At 38.2% G+C, this 207-nt stretch carries 1 protein-coding gene; it reads right to left on the bottom strand.

Annotation, left to right across the window (positions count from 1 at the left end):
* On the bottom strand, positions 1–207 hold a 207-nt coding region (locus FFR48_RS28805; RefSeq protein ID WP_137669656.1), incomplete at both ends, for an ISAs1 family transposase.

Below are 207 nucleotides of genomic sequence, written 5' to 3'. Positions count from 1 at the left end.
CAATACCTTGAAAAGAGAGTGAAGATGCTGTTTCAAACCATTGTTTTACCTGATTGTAGAGAGTTGGGTGATTTGCCTTGAGTGCTAAAACATAATCTGCTTTTTTATCAATAATCTTGTTGGCAATCTCGGTTTGAGTCCCCATTGCATCAATGGTGATGATAGAGCCTGTGATATCCAATAACTCTAATAATGCCGGAATTGCTG

Source organism: Sphaerospermopsis reniformis (assembly GCF_005402885.1).
GTDB lineage: Bacteria > Cyanobacteriota > Cyanobacteriia > Cyanobacteriales > Nostocaceae > Sphaerospermopsis > Sphaerospermopsis kisseleviana.
Note: the sequence above shows the minus strand (reverse complement) of the source record. Positions and strands in the feature narration are given on the sequence as shown.